The following is a 21,823-nucleotide window of genomic DNA, read 5'->3' as shown; positions in this document are numbered from 1 at the left end:
TTCAAGTGAGTGCAGCACCTATTGGAGACTGCGCCGACTTAACCGACACAAGGTTGATCACGATCAACCATTGCGGGATCGCTTGCGCGATTACCGCGCGTCGGGCGTCAGCGTCGCTGCCCCCTGCCATTGACAAAGATCAAGGCGTGCGACCCGGCACGGAGCAGGATGACTCAACGCCTCTGCCGCCATTGCGCACAAGCGTCCATGCCGTTACCCACGGGAGTTTTGTCATGTCCGAGCAAGCACGTTTCATGCTGGTGGCCCCACCCCTGATGAAAGACAGCCCCGCATTCGAACGGGCTGGCGCACTGGCCAAGGCCTCGGGGGCGGCGCTGCACATTGTGGCGTTCGATTATCTGGAAGGTCTGGCAACCGCCGGACTGGTTAACGAACAGGCGCTGGAACAGATGCGTATCGGCTATGTCGAGCGTCACCGCCAGTGGCTGGAAGATCAGGCCAGACCCTTGCGTCATCTTGGCGTCACGGTGACGACCGAGGTGGTCTGGATCGAGCACCCCTTGCGCGAGATCCTGATTCACCTCAAAGAGCAGCCGATGGCCCTGTTGATCAAGGATCTGGAGCCCGCCTCATTCATGTCCCGGCTGATGTTCACGCCACTCGATCTGCACCTGCTGCGCGAATGCCCGGTCCCCCTGCATTTCGTTAGCCATGTGCACAATGCCCGGCCTCGGCGAATGGTTGCCGCTGTGGATCCGTTTCATCGTGACGCCCGGTACGAAGACTTCAACGACCGGATTCTGCGTGAGGCCGTCAAACTGGCAAGCCTCAGCGACGCCGAACTGGAAGTGATCTATGCCTATGACCTGTCATCGATCAGCGCCGATGAGTTCGGATTCGACAATGCCTCGACGTTTTTCACGCAGGGCAACGCCAAAGCACTGTTCGATGCACAAGCCACCGCGTTCCGCGCACTGGCCGAACGCAACGGCATCCCGCCGGAGCGCCAACACATGATCATGGGCGATCCGGCCAAAGTGCTGTGCAGCTATGCCGATGCCTATGACATCGACGTGATCGTCATGGGCCGTGTCGGCCATCGCGGCCTCGGCCGGTTGGTCGGCAGCACGGTGGAACACCTGCTGTACAAAATGCCCTGCAGCGTCTGGGTGGTGTCGCCGCAAATGCTGTCCGCCTGAACGCAGCCACCCCTTAAAGTCGGCGGGCTCAGATCGAGCGCTGATTGACCCGCGCCATCAGTTGCTCGGCGCTTTCTTTGCGCTCCGAATACCGATCAACCAGAAAATCCTGGCGGTCGCGCAGCAGCACGGTGAACTTCACCAATTCTTCCATCACGTCGACGACGCGGTCATAGAACGGCGACGGTTTCATCCGCCCTGCCTCGTCGAACTCCATGTAAGCCTTGGGCACCGAGGACTGGTTGGGGATGGTGAACATGCGCATCCAGCGGCCCAACACGCGTAGCTGATTGACGACGTTGAACGACTGAGATCCACCGCACACCTGCATCACCGCCAGGGTTTTGCCCTGGGTCGGGCGAACGGCGCCGAGTTCCAGCGGTATCCAGTCGATCTGTGCCTTGAACACCGCCGACATGGCGCCATGACGTTCTGGCGAACACCAGACCTGACCTTCCGACCACAGCACCAGTTCGCGCAGTTCCTGCACTTTCGGATGGTCGACGGGGACGTCGTCGGGCAATGGCAAACCGGACGGGTTGAAGATGCGCGTCTCGGCGCCGAAGTGTTCGAGCAAGCGCGCGGCTTCCTCTACCAGCAAACGGCTGAAAGAGCGTTCGCGGGTCGAGCCGTAGAGCAACAGGATGCGCGGTTTGTGTTCGCCCGAGGTCGTGGCTTTAAAGCCTTCGAACAGGGTTGGATCAAGGTTGGGCAGATGTTCTGACATATATCCTCCGGCTTACAGGGAGCCGATTCGATCCAGCTCACGCTGCAGTTCTGCGCGGCTGAGCGTTGTAAAAGGCAGGCCGAGGAAGGTCGAACAGCGCCGCTCGATGATCGCCAGCGTGGCACTGAACGCCGCATCCACTGCGGCCTCGTCACCGGTCACATCGGAGGGATCTTCCAGGCCCCAATGGGCTTTCAGCGCCGGACCGAAGTACACCGGGCAGCTTTCACCGGCGGCCTTGTCGCAGACGGTGATGACGATATCCGGCGGGTTGTCCTCGAAGGCGTCATTGCCTTTGCTGTACAGGCCATCGATGGAAATACCGGCCTGTTGCAGCGTGGCAAGACTGCGTGGCAGCACCTGGCCTTTAGGGAAACTGCCAGAACTCAGCGCTTCGAAACCCGGGCGCGCCAGGTGATTGAACATGGCTTCGGAAAGAATGCTCCGGCAACTGTTGGCCGTGCACATGAACAGAACTCGCATGGGGGGGCTCCTGCGGACGTTAATAATTCAGCAGCACGCTGCTTCGCGGACGGGGCGATCATCCATGTTTAGCAAGCGCGAGGCGTTGTCCTTGAGCCAGTCGGCGTTAGCCTTCGACGTCACTTGCAGGATTTGATGAACCCAATCGGGCAGATCCGGGTTGAGCCGGTAATAGACCCACTGGCCCTGCCGACGATCAAGCAGCAGCCCGTTGCTGCGCAGTTGCGCGAGGTGGCGGCTGATCTTCGGCTGGCTGTCATTGAGGGCACACATAAGCTCGCAAACGCAGAGTTCGCCTTGAGCGGCGATCAGCAGCGTAGCGCGGACACGGGTCTCGTCGGCGAGGCTTTTGAAGAGTTCGAGGGGCGTGATCATCAGGGCGCACCGTACATATGGACTGCCGAATATACGGATATCCATATATTAATCAACCTGAAAGATCAAAAGATCTCAGGAATTGAGCAACAACCCCTGCTCCGCCTCGCACAACCCCACTACATAATCCCAGACCACCCGCAGCCGCACCGACTTGTGCAACTCGCGCCGGGTGCTGATCCAGTAACTGCGCTCGATGCTTTCGTCCGGCAGCAAGGGCACCAGATCCGGCTCAGAGGCCGCCATGTAGCACGGCAACACGGCAATGCCCAATCCCGAGCGAGCGGCTTCCTGCTGGGCGATGACGCTGGTGCTATGGAACACCACCCGAGGACTGCGGCAAAAGCTGTTGAGGAACATCAACTCCTGACTGAACAGCAGATCATCGACGTATCCGATCCATGCATGCCGCCCGAGGTCTTCCCGGCTGCGCAACGGTGGCGCGTTGTCGAGGTAACGCTGGCTGGCATAGAGGGCCAAACGGTAGTCCGTCAGTTTGCGGGTAACGAGCATGTCCGCCGCCGGACGCTCCAGATGAATGCTGATTTCTGCCTCGCGGTTAAGGATGCTGACGAAGCGCGGCACCGCGACCAATTCCACTTCCAGACCGGGGTAGCGCTCGAACAGACCGATCATGCGGCTGGCGAGAAACTTGATGCCGAGGCCTTCAGTGACGCCGACACGGATTTTGCCCAGTGGCGCAGTGGATTGAGTGATTTCCTCCTGGGCCAGCAGGGCGACGTTTTCCATGGCTTCGGCGTGCTTGAGCAGCGCCTCCCCCGCCGGGGTCATTTCGTAGCCTTGGGCGTGCTGGACGAACAGCGCGGTGCCGAGGCTTTTTTCGATGGCCTCGATGTGGCGGGCGACGGTGGCGTGGGTGGTGTTCAAGCGGCGGGCGGCGGTGAGCAGGCGGCCACTGCGTTGCAACTCCAGAAAGAACCGCAGATCGTTCCAGTCGAACATGGGGTGTCCTTGTCAGCTATCGTCATTCAGGGCTGTTTAAAAACGCACAGCGGCTGCGCAAAAACTAACATTCTTTTGACGAAAGCTAACAACTAGAGTGTCCGACAATAAAAACAAAAAGCGAGGTCAGGGAATGCAGACTTCCCTTGATGAATACGACTACATCGTGGTCGGCGCCGGCCCTGCCGGGTGCTTGCTGGCCAATCGACTGTCGGCCGATCCGCAGCAGCGCGTGCTGTTGCTCGAAGCGGGCGGACGCGACAACTATGCGTGGATTCACATCCCCGTCGGTTACCTGTTTTGCATCGGCAACCCGCGTACCGACTGGTGCTTCAAGACCGAAGCGCAACCCGGTTTGCAAGGCCGCAGCCTGAGTTATCCGCGCGGCAAAGTGCTCGGTGGCTGTTCTTCAATCAACGGCATGATCTACATGCGCGGCCAGGCCGGCGACTATGACGGCTGGGCAGCCGAGGGCAATCCGGGCTGGGCCTGGGATGACGTGCTGCCGCTGTTCAAACACAGCGAAAACCATTTTGCCGGCGCCGCTGATTTTCACGGTGCCAAAGGCGAATGGCGGGTCGAGCAACAGCGGCTGTCGTGGCCGATTCTCGATGCGTTTCGCAGCGCCGCCGAGCAGAGCGGCATCGCCAGCATCGATGACTTCAATCAGGGCGACAACGAAGGCTGCGGCTACTTTCAAGTCAACCAGAAGGCCGGCGTGCGCTGGAATGCGGCAAAAGCCTTTCTCAAACCGGTGCAACCCCGGACCAATCTGACCGTGTTGACCGGGGTTGAAGTGGATCGTGTTCTGCTGGAGGACGGTCGCGCATCGAAGGTCAGCGCCCGTCATGAAGGCCAGGTGAAAAGCTTCAAGGCGCGCAAGGAGATCGTGTTGTGTGCCGGCTCCGTGGGTTCGCCGAGCATTCTGCAGCGTTCCGGGATTGGCCCGCGTCCGCTGCTGGAACGCCTCGGCATCGGCGTGATTCATGAGCTGCCGGGTGTCGGCGGCAATCTGCAGGATCACCTGCAACTGCGGCTGATCTACAAACTGGAAAACGCCCGCACCCTCAACCAGATCGCCGGCAGTGTGTGGGGCAAGATGGGCATGGGCCTGCGTTATCTGTATGACCGCAGCGGGCCGTTGTCGATGGCGCCGAGTCAGTTGGGGGCGTTCGCCCGATCCGGGCCGGACCAGACGTCGGCGAATCTTGAATACCACGTGCAGCCATTGTCGCTGGAGCGTTTCGGCGAACCGTTGCACAGCTTCCCGGCCTTCACCGCGTCGGTCTGTGACCTGCGTCCGCAGAGCCGTGGCCGCATCGAAATCCGTTCCGCGAACCCGCAAGACGCACCGCTGATTCAGCCCAATTACCTCAGCCATCCCGAAGACCTGCGCGTGGCCGCCGATGCGATCCGCCTGACCCGACGCATCGTCAGCGCCCCGGCCCTGCAAGCGTTCAAACCGGTCGAGTATCTGCCCGGGGATAGCCTGCAAAGCGAAGAGCAACTGCACGAAGCGGCGGCCAGAATCGGCACAACGATTTTCCATCCGGTCGGTACGTGCCGCATGGGTAATGACGGTGATGCGGTGGTCGATGCGCAACTGCGCGTACATGGTGTACCCGGGTTGCGCATTGCCGACGCATCGATCATGCCGCGCATTACCTCGGGTAATACCTGTTCGCCTACGCTGATGATTGCCGAGAAGGCGGCACAGCTGATCCTCAACCCACCAACAAGGATCTACACACCAGCTCCGGAACTGGCCCAAACCCTGTAGGAGCTGCCGCAGGCCGCGATCTTTTGACTTTGTTTTTTCAAGGTCAAAAGCAAGATCAAAAGATCGCAGCCTTCGGCAGCTCCTACAGGGAACCGCGTTAATTCAGGGCATCGCGCATCACCCGGACACGCAACACCAGTGGAACAACAAAAACAATCACTGTGAGGGATACCGATATGTCGGAACACGTTCAGCCGCTGGACGCCGTGCGCAGCACGGACACCAGCCCGGATACACGCAAAGTCATCTTCGCCTCCTCCTTGGGGACGGTGTTCGAGTGGTATGACTTCTTCCTCTACGGCGCCCTCGCGGCGGTAATCAGCAAGCAGTTCTTCGCCGGGGTCAACGACACCACGGCGTTCATCTTTGCGCTGATGGCGTTTGCCGCCGGGTTTATCGTGCGGCCGTTCGGGGCGCTGGTGTTCGGTCGGTTGGGGGACATGATCGGGCGTAAATACACCTTCCTCGCGACCATCATCCTGATGGGCGTCGCAACCTTCTGCGTCGGCCTGCTGCCTACCTACGCCAGCATCGGCATCGCCGCACCCATCATTCTGGTGGTGCTGCGCATGCTCCAGGGCCTGGCGCTCGGCGGTGAATACGGCGGCGCCGCGACTTACGTAGCGGAGCACGCGCCAATCGGCAAACGCGGTTTCCACACTAGCTGGATTCAGTCCACCGCCACCCTCGGCCTGCTGTTGTCGCTGCTGGTGGTGCTCGGTTGCCGCTACTTCACTGGCGATCAGTTCGAAGTGTGGGGCTGGCGCATTCCGTTCCTGCTGTCGATTGTGCTGCTGGGCATTTCCACCTGGATTCGCCTTAGCCTGCACGAGTCGCCGGCGTATCTGAAGATGAAAGAGGAAGGCAAAACCTCCAAGGCACCGATCCGCGAATCCTTCGGCAAGTGGGAAAACCTCAAAGTGGTGCTGATCGCCCTGTTCAGCATCAACGCCGGGCAAGCGGTGACGTTCTACGCAGCGCAGTTTTACGTGCTGTTCTTCCTCACCCAGTTCCTGAAAATGGACCCGGCGGTGGCCAACACCTTGCTGATCATCAGCGTGGTCATCGGCGCACCGTTTTTCATCTTTTTTGGCTGGCTGTCGGACAAGGTCGGGCGCAAACCGATACTGATGCTCGGCCTGCTGCTGGCGACGGCGCTGTACTTCCCGATCTTCAAATCCCTCGCCCATTACGCCAACCCGGCCATCGATCAGGCCAGCCGTCAGGCGCCGATCACCGTGCTGGCCGATCCGGCGACCTGTACCTTCCAGTTCGACCCCGTGGGCAAAGCCAAATTCGATAGCCCGTGCGACAAGGTCAAAACCTTCCTGGTCAAGCAAGGCCTGCCCTACTCCAGCGCCGCCGCGCCGGCCGGCAGCGCGGTGCAAGTCAGCGTTGGCGACGTGAAACTCGACGGCTTCGACGAAGCGGCGTTGCGCGGCGCAATCATCCTCGCCGGCTACCCGCAACAGGCGGATATGCAGCAGATCAACAAGCCAATGATCGTCGCCCTCATCGTCGCGCTGATCATCATCTCGGCCATGTGCTACGGGCCGCTGGCGGCGCTGATGGTTGAGCTGTTCCCGACCCGCATCCGCTACACCTCGATGTCCTTGCCGTACCACATCGGCAACGGCTGGTTTGGCGGTTTCCTGCCAACCGTGTCGTTCGCGCTGGTGGTGTACACCGGGGATATTTTTTATGGGCTGTGGTATCCGGTGCTGATTACCGGGGTGAGCCTGGTGGTAGGGATGATCTGTTTGCGTGAGACGAAGAATATCGATCTCGATAAGAACTGAGACAAGCGGTGGCGAGAGACTTAACGCTGTCGCCACCATTACTTGAATCAGTCATCCGCTTTGATCACCTCGAACTTCACTTGATCCGGATAGAACGCGACATAGTTTTTGATCTGATCAACCGATATTTTCGGATTTTCGTAAGTCCACACCGCATTCGCCCCCTCATGCCCCGGCACCTGCAAACTGAAGTAATTGGCGTCGCCCTTGTACGGGCAGTAACTGGTGTGATCGGTGCGGGCGAAATACTTTTCGTCGATGTCTTCGCGGGGGATGTAGTACACCGGCGGGTAGTTGGCCTCATTGAGGACCATCACGTGGGAGGACGCGGCGACCTGGATGCCGTGGAATTTCACCACCAGGCAACCGATGAGTTGTTCGAGGGCAATGACGGGAGTGGGGCCGGGGGTTTTCATGGGTTTCTCCTGAATACGGCAAAGAGACCGCTTCAGGTATAGCCCATGTGTTCCGGTCATGGGAGGTTCACAGCCGAACGGCCAACGTCCCGCACCCCATCAGGGTGAGAGCCGCTTTTCAGGCATCACGCAACAATATCGGTCGCCAACGCCTGCCCCACCACACCTACGGCAAAATCAATCTCGCCCTGCCCCGTCAGGTCAACCAACAGCGTGGTCTGATCGCTCTGCGCGTAGTAAGTCAAAATCGCGTCCCCCGCATGCCCGGTGAAACCGTTGACGAAATTCAGCGAAGCAGCACCATTCGCAAACCCGGCAATGCCCGACAGGTCGATCTTGTCCAGGCCACTCTTGAAATCCATGATCCAGTCCGGCTGGTTATTGGTCGAATCGCTGGCCGCGCCAAACACGAAAGTGTCCGCCCCCTCGCCGCCCCGCAGCACATCGGCACCGCCGCCACCGTAGAGGATGTCGTTGCCCGCGCCGCCCAACAGATAATTGACCGCTCCGTTGCCGATCAGCAGGTCATTGCCCGAACCACCCACTGCGTTTTCCACGGTTACGCCGTAAGCAATCGACACGTTACCGACCAGACCACCGACGTCAGAGAACGAACCTTCATTGAGGTTGATTTTCTGGTTCTGGGTGAAGCCAGAGAAATTCAACGTGTCATCGCCGCCACCGTCCCACACCGAGAACACCAGTTTCGACGACGCCGAAGTGGCGCTGTAGAAATCGCGTCCGGCGTTGGAACTGAAACCGTACGTGGTGTTATCGGCGCGTGTCTCGCAGTTGGCGCCATACAGTTTCTGTACGGCAACGATATCGTCCAGCAACGGCGCCGAGGCATAGGCGCCGCTGCCGTCCTTGCTGAAGTTCTGGTCGGTATTGGCCTCGCTCCAGTAGCTCATCAGGCTATAGCCACGGGTGTCTTCGGCGTACTTGGCGTCGGTGTAGGTCGGGTTGCCATTGCCGGCGTTGTAGGCGCCGGGGTGGGACAGGCCGAGGGTGTGGCCGATCTCATGGGTCAGAGTCTGACGCCCGTAGTTATTGGTGTCCGGGGTTTTGTTGACCTGGTATTGATCGTTGATCAAGTACCACGACTGGCCGTCATAACTGCCGCCGCTCGGCAAGTAGGCGAACGCCGCGCCGCCGGTGCTGACGTCGTAGTTGCCAAACGTCATATGACCGTCGCCGCCCTTGCCTTCGGTGAAGGTGACGTTGGCGACGTCGGCCCAGGATTGCATGGCCAGCACGGCTTGAGCCTTTTGCTGGGCGCTGAATTCGCTGAAGTTGCCGAGTTTCGGGTTGTAGTTCGCCGGTTGGTCGGTGAGGAAGGTGTAACTGAGGCTGATCTTGCCGTCGGCATTTTTATCGCCCCACGACAGGCCCTTGCGCAGGATTTCGTCAGCGGCGTGATCGGCAGTGTATGAGGGCTTGCCATTGACCAGTCCTTCGCCACGGTCATACAAGTGGCTGAATATATTGACTTCATCGTAGGCGCTGCTGGTTTTGGATGTGGCTTGAGCCATGGTGTACGTCCTTGTTCAGTGGTCAGGTGTCGCGTTGAACCTGACATGACCTGCAACCCCCGCGCTAATCAATTTCTCGATAGTTCCTGGCAGCGTCCCCGAATTGCCCGTCATTTTCGGCAATGCTTTTTATCTGTATATCCATACAGATAAAAGTTGCCCCTGGCGCCAAGTCCGGCCATTCTGTGCGCCTGTTCGGACCTTGATCGACGATGGTGGTTATGCGGCTGTACCTCTGTGAAAAACCTTCCCAGGCCAAAGACATTGCGGCTGTGCTCGGCGCCAAGCGTCGGGGCGACGGCTGCTGGCTGGGGACGGACGTCACGGTGACCTGGTGCATCGGCCATTTGCTGGAGACCGCTCCGCCGGACGCCTACGACGCGCGCTACAAGCGCTGGGTGCTGGCGGATCTGCCGATCATTCCGGACAAGTGGAAAATGACCGTCAAACCGCGCACCGCCAGCCAGTACAAAGCAGTGAAACGCCTGCTCGGCGAGGCCAGCGAACTGATCATCGCCACCGACGCCGACCGTGAGGGCGAGATGATCGCCCGGGAACTGGTCGAGCACTGCCGCTATCGGGGGCCGATCCGCCGCTTGTGGCTGTCGGCATTGGACGAGGCGTCGATCCGCAAGGCTTTGGCCTCGTTAAAACCGGGTGCAGAGACGTTCAGCCTGTATCACTCGGCATTGGGTCGCTCGCGGGCGGACTGGCTGATCGGCATGAACATGAGTCGTCTGTTCACCCTGCTCGGTCGTCAGTCAGGTTATCAGGGTGTATTGCCGGTCGGTCGGGTACAGACGCCGACATTGCGACTGGTGGTGGACCGTGATCGCAGCATCGCCGATTTCGTGCCGGTGCCGTTTTGGGCGATCGACGTGGAGTTGCTGCACAACGGCACGCCGTTTACCGCGCAGTGGCGGGCATCCTCGGATGTTTGTGACGATCAGGATCGTTGCCTGAATCAGGCGCTGGCGCAGCAAGCCGCCGTCGCGATGAGAAGCGCCGCCAGTGCGCGAGTGGTGAAACTGCGCACCGAGCGTATGCGTGAAGTGGCGCCCCTGCCCTTCGACCTCGGCACCTTGCAGGAAGTCTGTTCGAAGAAACTCGGCCTCGGTGCGCAGGAAACCCTCGACATCGCCCAGGCGCTCTACGAAACCTACAAAGTCATCACCTATCCGCGCAGCGATTGCGGTTTCTTGCCGCTGAGCCAGCACAGTGAGGCGCCGGGGATTCTCGCGGCGTTGCGTCAGGCCGACCCGAGCCTCGACGCGCTGCAGGGTTTTCTCGAACCGCAGCGCAAATCCCGGGCGTGGAACGACGCCAAGGTCAGCGCGCACCACGGCATCATCCCCACCGCAGCGGCAAAGAACCTTGAACGCCTGAGCGGCAAGCACCGTGCGGTCTACACGTTGATCCGCGCCCGCTATCTGGCGCAGTTCCTGCCCAACCATGAATACGATCGCACCCAGGCCGATTTTGATTGCGCCGCAGAAGCGCTGCGTGCGGTCGGCAAGCAAATCATTGAACCGGGCTGGAAACGCGCATTACCCGAGGCATTGGCACCGGCCAAGGGCCGTGAAGCACCAGCACCGCAAACCTTGCCGGCATTGTCTCAGGGCGTCGAGTGCGCGGTCGCAGACGTGAAGTTCAAGGATCTGTGGACGCAACCGCCCAAACCCTATACCGAAGGCGATCTGATCAAAGCGATGAAAAACGTCGCCAAGCTGGTGGAAGACCCGCTGCTCAAGCAGAAGCTCAAGGACACCACCGGGATCGGTACCGAGGCCACCCGCGCGTCGATCATTCAGGGCTTGCTGGATCGCGGGTATCTGGTGAAAAACGGCAAGGCCCTCGCCGCGACACCCGCCGCGTTCAGTCTGATCGACGCCGTACCCCGTGCAATCGCCGACCCCGGCACTACAGCAATCTGGGAGCAGGCACTGGACATGGTGCAAAGCGGTGAGATGAGCCTGGAAGAATTCGTCACCAAGCAAGCGGCGTGGATGAGCAAACAAGTAACCCGATGCTCTGCCCTGAGCCTGACCATCAGCGGCCCGCCACCCGCCGGCAAGGCTGCCGCGCCGTGGAAGAAAAAACGCAAATCGACGCGCAGCAAAACCGCCGGTACCCCTAAACGCACCGCGAAACCCGCAGCCAAAAAGTAATACACGCTACTGTTTCTGAAAGGTCATCACTTTCAGGAAGCCTAAGCATGCATAACGTCGAACTGCACCCCGCCCAGCGCGACGAACTGCAAACCCTCGAAAACCTGATGCAGTTCTACATGTATGACTTCAGCCAATGGCTGCCTTTGAAGCTCGCCGAGCATGGCTTTTTCAGCATCCAACCGAAAGACGAATACTGGCGCCATCCCGCAACCCAACCCTTCCTGATCCGGGTCGACGACGAACTCGCCGGTTTCGTGACCGTCGATAACGAAACCCACATCGCCAGCGCCGAACACAACATCGGCTACTTCTTTCTCGCCCGACGCTTTCGTGGCCAAGGTGTCGCGCAGTTTGTCGTCTCTGCCCTCTTGAGCCGAATCCCGGGTCAGTGGCAGATTTTCCATATCGATGCCAACCGGCCTGCACAGCGCTTCTGGGCCAGGCTGATGCCGGTATTGAGCGGCGGCGAGTTCACCTTGCTGCAGCGCGAAGTAGACGGTTATCCGTGTACGTTCTATGTCCTGCGCAGCCCCTTTTCCGTTGCGTGAACGGATCCTTTCTCATTCCAAAACAGCTTTGTCCGACAATATGTAGTGAACAAAAATAATCACTACAAAACCGTTGACGGCGTCGTTTTGCTTTTGCATGATGAAGACGTTCCCCGATCGGGAACATTGGTAATACGCTTGAGCAAACTCGTCTGACCGCCGAGTTGTTTTTTCCGGATACACGCTGCCCACAAGGCAGATTGAAGAAGCTGACCTGGCCTGAACGTCCAGTACAAGGACGAGAAGCGCTGGCGAAAATTCTCAAGACGCTTGTGGTCGACACTGAAAATGTCGACAAGGGCCTCCCGGTTTTCGCTGCTTCTCCTCGTTGTGACGCTATTGCGTAGCAGTTATTCAACACGACTACATGCAACAGATGCACGACCCCGTACTTCACACGGGCGAGCGCTGACGTCCTGGTTTCGGTGCCAGGGATCAACTAACCGATGGGCTACCTGTATTAGCGAATCAACTTTGAAAGATCACCAAACTGGTCAAGGGGCAAAATCATGAATCTGAACAATAAACCCACTATCGAAGAACTGGCTCGTATGTTCGCTGCGCAAAAAGACAGCCTCGACAGCCATATTCTGTGGATCAGCAAATCGGGCCAAGTGCATATCGACTGCCTGGCGCCCCACGCTGGCGAAGAAGAGTTCGACCGCAACAATCAGAACCTGCTGGCCCGCCTGAAGATGTACCGCCGCGGCCAAGGTTATGTCGGCAAAAAAGCCGCGGCCGACAAGGACTTCATCGGTAATGTTCTGCAGACGCTGAAACAGGCGTGGGACTCGATGCAGAACAAGAATGAAGTTCGGGTGATTGATCGGTTCTGCTGATTTACAACTTAAATAACAAGAGGGTCTGCTTCCAGCTATGGAGCAGGCCTTTTTTTGTGTATGGCGTAAGCTTTGTGGTGTTAGTTAAATCTATCCCCTCACCCCAGCCCTCTCCCGGAGGGAGAGGGAGCCGATCTCGAGCGTGCTTGCGATCTCCATTCAACTTCAATATTTCAAGTCGGCGCATTAGCCAAAAACTCCTCGTTCAATCCCCTCGCCCTCGGGGAAAGGGAGTCGATCTGGATTGTGCTTGCGATCTACATCCAACTTCAATATTTCAGGTCGGCGCATTAGCCACCAACACCTCGGTCAGTCCCCTCTCCCTCCGGGAGAGGGTTAGGGTGAGGGGCTTCCCATGCTCAACACCAGTTCCACAAACGCCACCGCCGCCGCACTGTGATAATTATTCCTGCGCCGCAACAACGCCGCCCCTCGCCGCGGCGCTTCGCTTTCTACCCGCAGCCTGCGCAAAGCGCGATCCTCAGTCGCAATCGCCTCCGGCAACATCGTCGCAATCGGCGAATGTCGCACCACCTCCAGCAGCGTACTGACCGAATTCACTTCAATACGCACTTTGGGCGTGATCCCGTGCTGACGGAAATACTCATCCACCAATAACCGCGTGATGAAGTCCGGCGCCAGCAGCGCAAAATCCAGTTGCGCAACGTCATCCGAGGTCAGCACCGCCGTGCTGTCGTACAACGGATGCTCGCGCCCGACCATCACCCCCAGCGTCTCGACAAACGCCGGAATGCACTCGATGTCCGGGCTGCGCACCGGAGTAAATGCAATCGCGATATCCAGCGAGTCATCCGCAAGCCCTGCCTCAATGTCGTCCATCGACAACTCGAAGATCTGCAAATGAATCCCCGGAAACCGCGCCGTGCAATCGCGCACCAATGGCCCGACCAGATACGCCATGAACGTCGGCGTCATGGCCAGACGCAAGGTGCCACGGGTCAGATCCTTCACGTCATGCAACGCGCGCTTGCCCGCCTCCAGTTCCACCAGCACCCGCCGCGCGCATTCGATATAGGCCTCGCCGGCATCGGTCGGTTTGACCGATCGTGAGGTGCGATCAAACAGATTCACACCCAGGGTTTCCTCCAGTTGGCGAATCTGTTGCGACAGGGTCGGCTGCGAGACATGCAGCGCCTCGGCCGCGCGGGTAAAGCCGCCGTGATCGGCAACGGCCAGCAGGTAACGCAAATGTCGCAACAGCATGGGTGCACCATCTATAGGAAAGGCTTATGCGAAGCATTGTATATGGGTCTTGGACGCTATGGATAAATCGGCAGAAGATCAATCCCACACAGCAAGCCAACCCTGAAAGGAGTGACACCATGCAACAGTCCCACGCCTACAACGACACCAGTCTGGCCCTGACCACCCGCATTCTTGACCTCAAGGCAGGCAAAAACCTGTCCTGGCAGGATCTCGCCGACGGCACCGGCCTCAGCCTGGCCTTCGTCACCGCCGCCCTGCTCGGCCAGCACCCCCTGCCGGAAAACGCCGCCCAAGTAGTGGGCGACAAGCTGGAACTGGACGCCGCTGACGTCGCCGCCCTGCAAATCATCCCGCTGCGCGGCAGCCTCAGCGGCGTGCCGACCGACCCGACCATCTACCGCTTCCACGAGATGATCCAGATCTACGGCACGACCCTCAAAGCTTTGGTTCACGAGCAGTTCGGCGACGGCATCATCAGCGCGATCAACTTCAAACTGGACATCAAGAAAGTCGAAGACCCGGAAGGCGGTTCCCGCGCCGTGGTCACCCTCGACGGCAAATTCCTGCCCCTGCGTCCGTTCTGATGTGCCCCGGCCCGCCCGCCCCCCGCGTGCGGGCCCACCGATCTCCATTGAAGAGGACACGCCCATGAAAGCCCTGATCGACGGTTTCCTGAAGTTCCAGAACGAAGCCTTCCCGAAACGCACCGAACTGTTCAAACACCTGGCGACCACCCAGCAACCCGGCACTTTGTTCATCACCTGCTCCGACAGCCGCGTGGTGCCGGAACTGCTGACCCAGCAAGAACCCGGCGAACTGTTTGTGATCCGCAACGCCGGCAATATCGTGCCGTCCTACAGCCCTCATCCGGGCGGGGTGTCGGCGACGGTGGAATATGCGGTGGCGGTGCTTGGCGTGACGGACATTGTGATCTGCGGACACTCTGATTGCGGTGCGATGACGGCGATTGCGAAGTGCAAATGCATGGATCACCTGCCCGCCGTCAGTGGCTGGCTGCAACATGCCGAGTCGGCGAAAGTGGTGAACGAAGCGCGGCCGCATGCCAATGACGCGGCGAAATTGAGTTCGATGGTGCGCGAAAACGTGATCGCGCAGCTGGCGAATATCCAGACCCATCCGAGTGTGCGTCTGGCCCAGGAGAAAGGCCTGCTGAATCTGCATGGCTGGGTGTATGACATCGAGACTGGCTCGATCGATGCGCTGTCCTCGGACCGCCGCACCTTTGTGCCGCTGGCCGAACAACCGGCGGCTTGCGCAGTTCAGGCAAACACCAGCGAAGCAGCCTGAAATACACTTTGCCCCCTGTAGGAACTGCCGAAGGCTCGGGCCTTCGGCAGTTCCTGCACAACGCAGTCAGCGTTTTACGGTCAGGTCGATCTGGCTCATGCGACTGCGCACCGTAAACACACCATCCCCGGAAAGAATCGCGCTGCGCGCAAACAACCGCCCGCTCTCCCAGTTCGAAAGCCCCAGTTCCGGCTTGTTCAGTGCGTACTGGCCATCGACCCATCGGGTGATGCCATTGCCCACAAACGGCGCATTCACCGCGTTGTAGAACCGCTCCTGAACCTGCGCATCTTCGCTGATCAGCGACACGGTAAATTGCGGGCTGTAGCGATTGAACAGCGCAATGGCCTGATCCAGATCGTCAACGATCATCAGGCTGACCTCCGGGGTTTCTTCCCATTCCCACTCGCGACCCAGCTCCGACTCTGCCAGCGGTTCGGCCAGTGCTTCGGTCTGATAACCCTCGGCGCGATAGACCTCGACCGTCGCGTTCTGCCATTCAGTGGGCAGGCAACTTTCGCTGCCTTCGACGATGTGCAATTTGCAGCCTTGGCCGCGCGCGGTGCCGGCCTGTTGCAGCGCATCGAGGAACAGTGGCACCAGTTCGGCGGCGCGCTCGCGCTGAATCAGGCAGACGTTCAGGGTGTTGCAGACTTTGCGATCCAGCGAATTGCGTACCACCGCCGCAAAGCGTTTGGCATCAGCTTCACGATCGGCAATCAACCACGCCCCACCGGTGCCATGCAGGCTGACCGCAGTCCCGGCCTGCTGGGCAATGCTGCCCAGTTGACTGACCGCGCGCCCCGAACCACGAGCCACCGCCAGCGACAAGCGCCGATCGGCAAACATCGCCCAACCGGCGGCGTGATTGACGCTCTCCACCAACGACACCGCGCCCGCCGGCAGACCGGCCGCAGCCAACGCCGGGTTCAGCGCATGTGTGACGATGGCTTGCGCCGTCCCCAGCGCATCGCTGCCAATCCGTAGCACCGCTGTATTACCGGTACGCAAGACACCGGCCGCATCGGCGAAGACGTTAGGGCGACCTTCAAAGACAAACGCGACGATACCCAGCGGCGAGACCACCTGCTCGACCTTCCAGCCGTCGTGTTCGACGCTGCTGATGACTTTACCGCGCGTCGCCGGCGCATCACGCCAGGCACGCAGGCCGGCAATCATATCGCCGCGCATACGCTCGTCGGCGAGCAGACGCGTGGTGGAACGCCCGCGTGCCTTGGCCCGCTCGATATCGGCGAGATTGGCTGCTTCAATCTGTGCCCAGCAATCCGGTGTTTCCAGGCGCTGCGCGAACAGATCGAAGAATTGACTGATCGCCTCATCGGACACCGCCGACAGCGCGGTAAATGCCGCCGCCGCACGTTCGATCGCGACAGAGGCCGCTTGTTGATCGGCGACCGGAATCAGCAACAGTTCGCCACTCACCTGCTCAACCAGCAGGTGATCACCGGGCTGAAAGCGCGCGGCCAGTTCGGGGCTGACCACGGTGACGCGGTTACCAGCGAAAGGGATCGGCGTGCCAGCAACCAGACGTTCGAGCGCAAGAGACATGAAGCGGATTCACCATGCAGAGGGCGGGCGCAAAATGTATAGGATTCTTCGCTGAAATACACCTTCCGCAAACACCGCTATCCCGGTGGGAGCTGGCTTGCCAGCTCCCACAGGATTTTGTGGTGTTTGACTGATCGGGTCAGAACACCGACCAGCCAATCCGCGAACTGAGCATCTCCAGCGCCGCCATCCCCGCCAGCGAATTCCCCGCAGCATTCAACTCTGGCGACCACACGCACACAGTGAACTGCCCCGGCACCACCGCGACGATCCCGCCGCCTACGCCACTCTTACCCGGCAGGCCGACGCGATAGGCGAAGTTGCCCGCCTCGTCATACAGTCCGCTGGTGGCCATGATCGAGTTGACCTGCTGGGTCTGGCGGCGCGTCAGTATCTGTTCGCCACTGTGTTTGCAGAAACCGTCGTTGGCCAGAAAGCAGAACGCCCGGGCCAGATCAATGCAGTTCATGCGCAGCGCGCAATGGCTGAAATAGCTACGCAGAACCGACTCGACGTCGTTGTGGAAGTTGCCGAAGGATTGCATCAGGTACGCCATCGCCGCGTTGCGCGCACGGTGCTGATATTCGGAATCAGCGACCTTGGCGTCGATCATGACTTGCGGATTGCCCGACAGGCGCCGGACAAAATCACGCATCGACAGGGTCGGTGCGGCGAAGCGCGACTGGTTGATGTCGCAGATCACCAGCGCACCGGCATTGATGAACGGATTACGCGGTCGGCCACGCTCGAATTCCAGTTGCACCAGCGAGTTGAACGGCTGACCGGACGGCTCATGGCCGAGGCGTTCCCAGATCGCCTCACCCGAGTGATCAATCGCCTGCACCAGGCTGAACACCTTGGAAATACTCTGCACCGAGAACGGTGTCTCGGCGTCGCCGGCAAAATACATCTCGCCGTCGTTGCCATACACGGCGATGCCCAACTGATTGGCCGGCACGGTGCCGAGGGCAGGAATGTAGTCAGCCACTTTGCCCTGACCGATCAGGGGCCGGACAGCGTCCAGGATCTCGTTCAACAGCGCTTGCATGCCGGGTTCCGAAGTCTCGCCCCATAGGATTGCGGGGACACTGGGGCTAGACGCTGCCGGCGCGGGTCGAATCACACCGGCGGGTGTCGAGCAAAATGTTCCAGGCCCAAGCGCACACCCCTGCTATCGGAGAGCACCTGGTGACTGCCTTCACAGTCTTTGACAGTTTCCCGACAAAGCTGCCAAAGATTGCTGGCCGGCAGCCACCTAGCATGGGCGCATCCACATGACTCTCAGGTGCCTCATGCCAGTTCCGTTTCGCATACTCTCCTTGTCTCTGACTTCCCTTTGCTTGCTGATTCCCGGCGGTTCGTTGCGCGCCGAAGACTGGCACACGACGCTGCATGCAGGCGCAGTTAACGCGCCGCGCTACAGCGGCAGTGATGAGCGGGTAACGGCGCCGCTGGTGGGTGTCAAAGTGGTAAGCCCCCAGGGCTTTTTTCTCGACACTGGTCGGGGATTGGGTTGGGGGTTTGATGAGGACAATTTCGGTCTCAGCGTCTACGTCGGGGCCAGCGATGTGCGCAAGGATCGCAAGAGCGGATTCAAAGGCTCTGACGAGTTGAACGGCATGGGTTCGATCAAATCACGCCCGGTGTTGGGCGTGGATGGCAGCTACCACATGGGACCGATCATTCTTGGAGCGAGCTTCGAGCATGCGCTGGAAAAGGACGAGGATGACCGCGACACCGGCTCGTCGTGGAATCGCCTGAAGCTGAGCATCAACCTGCCGTTGTATGAAGGTCGCTATGGCAAAGTGATCGGCGGGTTGAACAGCCAGTTTGGCGATGGCGATTACCTGCGCACCTGGTACGGCGTCAGCTCGGCGCAGGCTGCGCGCAGCAAGTTCGGCGCTTATGAGGCGAAAGGCGGGCTGATCAGTCGCGGTGGAGAGTTGACCTGGACGTTGCCCATTGATGAGCGCTGGAGTGTGTCTTCGGTGCTGGCGGTGCAGTACCTGAGTAGTGAGGCTGCGGACAGCCCGATTGTCGAGCGCAGGTTGCAGACTTCAGTGGTTGGGCAGGTGGCGTACAGCTTTTGATTTTGTGGCGTCTTTGATGACCTCATCGCTGGCAAGCCAGCGATGAGGCCGCCACTGACAGTGCAATCAATCCAGATGCGCCCAGGTCATGCGAAACGACGCCCCGCCCCAAGGCGAATCCCCGACTTCGACCTGCCCACCATGGGATTGCGAGACCCTCCGCACCAACGCCAATCCCAGGCCAAAACCACCCGTGCGGCGATCCCGGCTGGCATCCAGCCGCGAGAACGGTTCAAAGATCTTCTCCCGTCCATCCACCGGCACCCCCGGCCCGTCATCGTTGACCCGCACTTCGTAGTAATCACCCGTGCGCACCAGCGTCACCTCCACACGCTGCTCGGCATAGCGAATTGCATTGCGCAGCAGGTTGATCACCGCCCGTGCCATGAACCGTGGCTCGATGCGCACCGTGTCGAGGCGGCAATCACCGATCAACAACTGCACCCCCGCCGCCTCTGCCTCTAGCGCCACACTGCCGACCACGCTGTCCAGCCAATTGGCCGCCTGAATGTTCTCGCGCTTGATCACCGTCGCGCCGCGCTCGAGGCTGGCATAGGTCAGCAGCTCGGAGACCATTTCCTCCAGCTCGCCAAGGTCGGCGTACATATCGGCAATCAGTTCGCGATTCTGGCTGGCGTCCGGAGACTGCTTGAGCTGATCGAGCTCAAACGACAGCCGCGCAATCGGCGTGCGCAGTTCGTGGGATACCGCATTGGTCAATTCGCGCTGATTGGCGATGAGGCTTTCGATACGTGCGGCCATCAGGTTGAAGTGCTCGGCCAGATCACGGATGTTCGAGCGCTTGGACAGCTGAATGCGTACTGACAGATCGTTGTCGCCGAAACGTTCGGCGGCCAGGCGCAGTTTTTCCAGATCACGCCAGTGCGGACGCACCCAGAAGAACAGGACAAAACCAATCATCACCGCGATCATCAGATACGCCGCCGCAAGGTAAAACGGCATCAAACTGGGCTCGGCCGGCAGACGGATACTGAGCAACTGCGAGCCGCCATCAATTGAGCCGATGTAGTGGGTGTACTTGTCGCGGATCACCAGTCGCCCTTGAGCCAGCTCGGTTTTTTCCTTGTCGCTCAATGCCAGTTGTTCGGCTTCAACCAGCGTCAGCCCCGAACCGTAGTGCGGGCGAATGGCCTCAAGCTGCTTTTCCCGTGCCGGGCCGTCGAGGCCACGCAATAGCTCGCTCAGCGTCCAGACCTGCCCACGCATCGCCTCGCGGTTGTAATCCTCCATCTGATAATCGAGCAGCGCGTCGAATGTGCGCTCGACCGTCTGCAGAGCCAACACCAGCCCCACCGTCATCACCAGAAACAGACCGAGAAATAACCGCAGCATCTACAGCTCCCACGCAAACGGATTGAACAGATAACCCTTGCCCCACACGGTTTTGATGCACACCGGTTCGCGTGGGTTGTCCTTGAGCTTGTTGCGCAATTTGCTGATGTACACGTCGACGCTGCGGTTCAGCCCATCGAAGGCAATGCCGCGCATACGGTTGAGGATATCATCGCGTGAAAGCGTATTGCCGGCCGCACTGGCCAACAACCACAGCAGCTCGAATTCCATGGTGGTCATTTCGATGATCTCGCCCGCCAGGCGTACCTCGCGGCAACTGCGGTCGATGCTCAACTGACCGAATTCCAGAGAACTGACTACGCCACTGTCCGGCGCCTGCCGCCGCTGCAATGCGCGCAATCGGGCCAGCAATACCGGCGGTTTGATCGGCTTGATCACGCAGTCATCGGCACCGGACTCAAGGCCCAGAATGTGGTCGAGATCGTCTTCCTTGGCGGTCAGAATCACGATCGGCGTGTCCGACACACTGCGGATTTCCCGGCACACGTGCAGACCGCTCTTCCCCGGCAGCATCAGGTCGAGCACCACCACTTTCGGTTTGAACTCATGGAACGCGGCCACGGCCAGATCACCGCGATGCACCGTGCGCACCTCGTAGCCGTGCTGTTCGAGGAAGTGCGCGATCAGTGCGGCAAGGCGCTCATCGTCTTCCACCAGCAGGACTTTGCCAAAACCCAGGTTATCCATAACGACCATTTGCCAACCCATGTGTGAAGTGGGCGCCATTATGGCGGCAAACATTGTTGTGGCGTTTACAGCGGGCAGCAAAAACCGGCCACTGGGGCCGGTTTTCGGTGATGTTTCATACTCTTAAGAGTTTTTAACAATCTCAGGCAGGTACGCCGCTATGGAAACGGAACTCGTCGTCCGGCGATTCGATCAGTTCTTGCTCGGCAGCACGCACCTTCTCGATCACCTGAGCGATGTCTTTTGCATCGCCATATTGATAAGCCAGCTTCAGATAACCCTGAAAATGCCGCGCCTCGCTTTTCAGCAGGCCAAAGTAGAACTTGCCGAGTTCTTCGTCCAAATGCGGCACCAGTGCTTCGAAACGCTCGCAACTGCGCGCTTCGATAAACGCCCCGACCACCAGCGTATCGACCAGTTTCACCGGCTCATGGCTGCGTACCACTTTGCGCAGGCCCGAGGCGTAGCGGCCGGCATGCAACTGACGCAGCTCGATCTTGCGGCGCTTCATGATGCGCATGACCTGTTCGTGGTGCACCAGTTCTTCCCGGGCCAGACGCGACATCATGTTGATCAGATCGACGTGGGAATGGTACTTGGCTATCAGGCTCAGTGCGGTGCTGGCCGCCTTGAACTCGCAGTTTTTGTGGTCGATCAGCAGGGTTTCCTGATCGGCCAGTGCCGCCTGCACCCAGGCGTCGGGTGTGCGGCAGCCAAGGAATTCGTGGATTTCGGGAAGGATCATGGGGCTCACGGTAAAAGGTGTTCGAGCGAA

The 21,823-nt window shown here is 59.7% G+C and carries 21 protein-coding genes; 9 read left to right on the top strand and 12 right to left on the bottom strand.

Translation table 11 applies throughout. The features are described from left to right. Window positions 1-233: 233 nt before the first annotated feature. Entirely contained in the window at window positions 234-1,160 is a 927-nt protein-coding gene (locus ACA069_RS12000) for a universal stress protein (protein ID WP_401265486.1), read from the top strand. A gap of 28 nt (window positions 1,161-1,188) precedes the next feature. Here ACA069_RS12000 and arsH read toward each other — a convergent pair whose 3' ends face one another. The 4 genes from arsH to ACA069_RS11980 form a co-directional block, all read right to left on the bottom strand. Beyond that, entirely contained in the window at window positions 1,189-1,887 is a 699-nt protein-coding gene (gene arsH / locus ACA069_RS11995) for an arsenical resistance protein ArsH (protein WP_497617691.1), read from the bottom strand. A gap of 12 nt (window positions 1,888-1,899) precedes the next feature. After that, a complete protein-coding gene (locus ACA069_RS11990; protein ID WP_401265489.1) occupies window positions 1,900-2,370 on the bottom strand; it encodes an arsenate reductase ArsC in 471 nt (156 codons plus the stop codon). A gap of 27 nt (window positions 2,371-2,397) precedes the next feature. Then, window positions 2,398-2,745 carry a metalloregulator ArsR/SmtB family transcription factor gene (locus ACA069_RS11985; RefSeq protein WP_497617690.1) on the bottom strand — a complete coding sequence of 116 codons (348 nt, stop codon included), beginning with the start codon at window positions 2,743-2,745 and terminating at the stop codon, window positions 2,398-2,400. 75 nt (window positions 2,746-2,820) lie between these two features. Beyond that, complete coding sequence (locus ACA069_RS11980) at window positions 2,821-3,708, bottom strand: LysR family transcriptional regulator (protein WP_187680266.1); 888 nt, start codon at window positions 3,706-3,708, stop codon at window positions 2,821-2,823. 133 nt (window positions 3,709-3,841) lie between these two features. On the opposite strand from ACA069_RS11980, the gene ACA069_RS11975 reads away from it, so the two are divergent. Then, a complete protein-coding gene (locus ACA069_RS11975) occupies window positions 3,842-5,488 on the top strand; it encodes a GMC family oxidoreductase (RefSeq protein WP_497617689.1) in 1,647 nt (548 codons plus the stop codon). Between the two features lie 176 nt (window positions 5,489-5,664). Further along, window positions 5,665-7,287 carry an MFS transporter gene (locus ACA069_RS11970; protein ID WP_497617688.1) on the top strand — a complete coding sequence of 541 codons (1,623 nt, stop codon included), beginning with the start codon at window positions 5,665-5,667 and terminating at the stop codon, window positions 7,285-7,287. Window positions 7,288-7,334: 47 nt separating this feature from the next. On the opposite strand, the gene ACA069_RS11965 is transcribed toward ACA069_RS11970, so the two are convergent. Both ACA069_RS11965 and ACA069_RS11960 read right to left on the bottom strand, forming a co-directional pair. Next, window positions 7,335-7,703, bottom strand: a complete 369-nt coding sequence (locus ACA069_RS11965; protein ID WP_187680263.1) for a DUF427 domain-containing protein — start codon at window positions 7,701-7,703, stop codon at window positions 7,335-7,337. 125 nt (window positions 7,704-7,828) lie between these two features. Continuing rightward, entirely contained in the window at window positions 7,829-9,235 is a 1,407-nt protein-coding gene (locus tag ACA069_RS11960; RefSeq protein ID WP_497617687.1) for a serralysin family metalloprotease, read from the bottom strand. Window positions 9,236-9,456: 221 nt separating this feature from the next. Between ACA069_RS11960 and ACA069_RS11955 the strand changes: the two genes are divergently transcribed. The 3 genes from ACA069_RS11955 (at window position 9,457) to ACA069_RS11945 (ending at window position 12,793) form a co-directional block, all read left to right on the top strand. Then, window positions 9,457-11,403, top strand: coding sequence for a DNA topoisomerase III (locus tag ACA069_RS11955; protein ID WP_497617686.1), 1,947 nt, complete (start codon window positions 9,457-9,459; stop codon window positions 11,401-11,403). Window positions 11,404-11,450: 47 nt separating this feature from the next. Then, window positions 11,451-11,954 carry a GNAT family N-acetyltransferase gene (locus ACA069_RS11950; RefSeq protein ID WP_401265508.1) on the top strand — a complete coding sequence of 168 codons (504 nt, stop codon included), beginning with the start codon at window positions 11,451-11,453 and terminating at the stop codon, window positions 11,952-11,954. A gap of 509 nt (window positions 11,955-12,463) precedes the next feature. After that, window positions 12,464-12,793 (top strand): hypothetical protein, encoded by a 330-nt coding sequence (locus tag ACA069_RS11945; protein WP_497617685.1) that lies wholly within the window; start codon window positions 12,464-12,466, stop codon window positions 12,791-12,793. A 336-nt stretch (window positions 12,794-13,129) separates the two neighbouring features. Here ACA069_RS11945 and cynR read toward each other — a convergent pair whose 3' ends face one another. Beyond that, window positions 13,130-14,017, bottom strand: coding sequence for a transcriptional regulator CynR (gene cynR, locus ACA069_RS11940; RefSeq protein WP_497617683.1), 888 nt, complete (start codon window positions 14,015-14,017; stop codon window positions 13,130-13,132). Window positions 14,018-14,136: 119 nt separating this feature from the next. Between cynR and cynS the strand changes: the two genes are divergently transcribed. Continuing rightward, on the top strand, window positions 14,137-14,604 hold the full coding sequence (gene cynS / locus ACA069_RS11935) for a cyanase (RefSeq protein ID WP_401265513.1): 468 nt from the start codon (window positions 14,137-14,139) through the stop codon (window positions 14,602-14,604). A 64-nt stretch (window positions 14,605-14,668) separates the two neighbouring features. Continuing rightward, window positions 14,669-15,328: a carbonic anhydrase gene (locus ACA069_RS11930; protein ID WP_497617681.1), complete on the top strand. Its 660-nt coding sequence runs from the start codon at window positions 14,669-14,671 to the stop codon at window positions 15,326-15,328. A 66-nt stretch (window positions 15,329-15,394) separates the two neighbouring features. Here the strand turns inward: ACA069_RS11930 and ACA069_RS11925 are convergent, their stop codons facing one another. Both ACA069_RS11925 and glsB read right to left on the bottom strand, forming a co-directional pair. After that, a complete protein-coding gene (locus ACA069_RS11925; RefSeq protein WP_497617679.1) occupies window positions 15,395-16,897 on the bottom strand; it encodes an aldehyde dehydrogenase family protein in 1,503 nt (500 codons plus the stop codon). 139 nt (window positions 16,898-17,036) lie between these two features. Continuing rightward, on the bottom strand, window positions 17,037-17,945 hold the full coding sequence (glsB, locus tag ACA069_RS11920; RefSeq protein ID WP_187680255.1) for a glutaminase B: 909 nt from the start codon (window positions 17,943-17,945) through the stop codon (window positions 17,037-17,039). Window positions 17,946-18,189: 244 nt separating this feature from the next. Here glsB and ACA069_RS11915 point away from each other — a divergent pair, with 244 nt between their 5' ends. Continuing rightward, window positions 18,190-18,987: a MipA/OmpV family protein gene (locus ACA069_RS11915; protein WP_497617677.1), complete on the top strand. Its 798-nt coding sequence runs from the start codon at window positions 18,190-18,192 to the stop codon at window positions 18,985-18,987. Between the two features lie 66 nt (window positions 18,988-19,053). On the opposite strand, the gene ACA069_RS11910 is transcribed toward ACA069_RS11915, so the two are convergent. The 3 genes from ACA069_RS11910 to ACA069_RS11900 form a co-directional block, all read right to left on the bottom strand. Then, the gene (locus ACA069_RS11910) at window positions 19,054-20,340 is read right to left on the bottom strand and encodes an ATP-binding protein (RefSeq protein ID WP_489880032.1); all 1,287 of its coding nucleotides are present in this window, start codon (window positions 20,338-20,340) and stop codon (window positions 19,054-19,056) included. After that, window positions 20,341-21,048, bottom strand: a complete 708-nt coding sequence (locus tag ACA069_RS11905) for a response regulator (RefSeq protein ID WP_497618223.1) — start codon at window positions 21,046-21,048, stop codon at window positions 20,341-20,343. Window positions 21,049-21,190: 142 nt separating this feature from the next. After that, on the bottom strand, window positions 21,191-21,793 hold the full coding sequence (locus tag ACA069_RS11900) for a MiaE family protein (RefSeq protein ID WP_122607119.1): 603 nt from the start codon (window positions 21,791-21,793) through the stop codon (window positions 21,191-21,193). Window positions 21,794-21,823 lie beyond the last annotated feature (30 nt).

This window comes from Pseudomonas sp. LBUM1652 (genome assembly GCF_059716105.1).
Note: the sequence above shows the minus strand (reverse complement) of the source record. Positions and strands in the feature narration are given on the sequence as shown.